Source organism: Pontibacterium sp. (assembly GCF_041587635.1).
GTDB lineage: Bacteria > Pseudomonadota > Gammaproteobacteria > Pseudomonadales > Balneatricaceae > Pontibacterium.
The window spans coordinates 1-2,694 of the sequence record NZ_JBFGYC010000549.1; the positions used below are offsets into that span (position 1 = coordinate 1).

Below are 2,694 nucleotides of genomic sequence, written 5' to 3' on the forward strand. Positions count from 1 at the left end.
GATGCAAACCAAAAAACGGGTATTCGTGAGAGGGCAATACCAGCGTATCATTCGGCAGTATTTTTAACGCATCAAGCGAGCCCAGCCAGTGATTCAGTGGATTGCCATCAGGGTCCTGCGCCCGAGTGCTCACATTGGAGCTGATCCGTGGCAACACCTGATCACCTGAAATCAACACACCCTTATCAGCGCAATACAGTGATGCGTGCGCAATGGTGTGGCCTTCAGATACAATCACCTGCCAGCGCTCACCCTCGATTGAAAGCGACATCCCGTGAGATAACCACTGCGGGTCTTGAGGCAACACATCAAAGAGACCTGCAATCGATCCGCCGATATCCAACAACGTGGTCGCCTTTTTCGCATCCATCCCCATATGATGAAAGAACTGCACCCGATCAACCTGCTCTTCGGGTTCAGGCGCGTGAGCCTCTGCCAGAAAGTGAGTAGCAAAATCATATTCGGGGCGCGTGATCAGCAGCGGAGCATCCCAGTAGCGACACAACCATCCCGCCGCCCCCAGGTGATCAACATGTGAATGCGTAGCGATGACCCGTGTAACCGGCTTGCCTTGCAGGTGCTCATCAAATACCGATTCCCATACTTGCTCAGTTTGAGGCCCGGCGATACCACAATCGATCGCCACCCATCCATCGCCATCTGCCAACAGGTAGAGGTTGATATGGTCTAACTCAAATGGCAGCGGCATACGTAACCAGAGAATACCGGGGGCAATCTCAACCACAGCCCCTTTAGCGGGCGTATCAAAGTCAGCGGCGACGACTGCGTTCATAGCAACCTCATTCACAGATAGGAAACAGATCGGTCTCTTTACAACAACCGGGATAAACAACCAGTCTGCAACGCTATTCCGCAGTGCACAATATCAAAAACAGTCATTTAGTTAACTTATTCGGACAGACCCTCACCTCATCAAAGCCTGCCTTCTAAAATATCGCTACTCCTTTCAGGCCCTACTGACTGATGGCGCTTACCCTTTCATACTCGTGCAAAAACAATCTCGAATAGATTTCTACGTCCTCTTTCGTGACTCGCCTAAATCGTCGCATATACTTAATCCAATCGGCTTTGCATTCCATTGACTCCAAGAAAGGAATCTCATTATGGAAAGACCAGACCTCCCCTTCCCAAAAGTCATGCTGTTTGACTGGCATGGCACCCTCGTAAACACCCACGAGGCCATGTACCAGGCCATTGAAGAGATGCTGTCTCAGGTAGACGAATTGGATCTGGTTCGGCACCTGCGTCCTGAAGCTGAAGCAAAAACCAAGGAAGACGAGAAACTGCTGCGTTATATTCGCATCTTCCGCCACCTGCATCCGCGCGTACTGGCCGAACAGCGTATCTCCCGTACCGACATATTTGATGCACTGTTTGGCGAAAACGAAGAAGCCAATGCTATTGCCCATCACGCTTATAACGAGTGTTATCGCAACCACTACGGCAAGGTGTATCCGTTTCAGGATGGCGTGTACGACTACCTCTGCTATCTTAAAAAACTGGGTATCAAAATTGGTGTAGTGACCAACCGCAGTCGTGAGTTTCTCGACCACGAACTGGCTCATATCGACAATGGACGCTGGAAAAACCTGTTCGATACCAGCTTGTGTGGCAATGAAGCACGCCGTTATAAACCCGCACCTGACCCACTTATTGAGGCCATTGAATCGCTGGATGAATCGGTAGGCAAGGATGTTTGGTATGTCGGCGACAGCCTGACGGACATGATCACCGCCAGCAAAGCAGACATCACCGCGATCTTTTACAATGGCGCTTTATGGGATGCCTCGTGGTTTGAATACACCTTCTCGGTCGTCGACCATGACGAACACCGACCGGATCACATCGTCCACAGCTTTGATGACCTGATCGATCAGGTTGAAGCTTCACACCGCCAAAAAAAGATCGATTCAGCGCTCACCCACCAACGCCCCACCCGACTGCCGCCCCTGCAGCCACCGCCACCACGGGAAGAACCCGACTGGCACCCGGCCTTGGCAAAATTAACCTATCCGAGGGTAGTGCTGTTCGACTGGCACGCCACACTGGTTGATACATTGGACGCTATGTACCACGCCGTGGACGATATGCTGAAGGAGCTGCGAGAACTGGGGCTGCTTGATCATCTGGTTGAACCAGATCACTGTAAGTCACCCGATGATATGCGGTTAGTTGAGTATGTCCGTGACAACCTGAGCCTGCACCCAAAAATCAAGCTGGACCGAAAGATCTCCCGTACCGACATCTTCGAGATCCTGTTTGCCGACAATCAGGCCGCCAAGCAGCTGGCCCATCAAGGATTCACCAAGCACTACCGCAAATATTACGGCACTGCGCTTCCCTTTGAACCCAAGGTTAAACAGGTACTCGAAGGGCTACGCGGTCTGGGGTTAACCGTAGGTGTCATCACCAATCGCGACCGGGAGTTCTTTGTTCATGAGCTTAATACCATCGATGGAGACGGTTGGGCTGAATTGTTCGATACCGACATCTGTGGCGATGACACGGTGAAACGTAAACCTCACCCTGATCAGGTGTTCAAAGCGGCAGTGAATCTGGATATCCCGCTGGGCGCGGATGTTTGGTACGTGGGCGATAGTACAACCGATGTGATCGCCGCAAAATCTGCCGGGATCACCAGTGTATTTTTTAACGGTGCACTTTGGGACCAGC

At 51.6% G+C, this 2,694-nt stretch carries 2 protein-coding genes; one reads left to right on the forward strand and one right to left on the reverse strand.

What is annotated here, in order from left to right; translation table 11 throughout:
• Nucleotides 1-793: MBL fold metallo-hydrolase (locus ABYW01_RS18825; RefSeq protein WP_372835829.1), on the reverse strand; the 793-nt coding region annotated here is incomplete at its 3' end.
• Nucleotides 794-1,124: 331 nt separating this feature from the next.
• On the opposite strand from ABYW01_RS18825, the gene ABYW01_RS18830 reads away from it, so the two are divergent.
• Nucleotides 1,125-2,694, forward strand: a 1,570-nt coding sequence (locus tag ABYW01_RS18830; RefSeq protein WP_372835831.1) for an HAD family hydrolase, incomplete at its 3' end; no start/stop codon positions are given.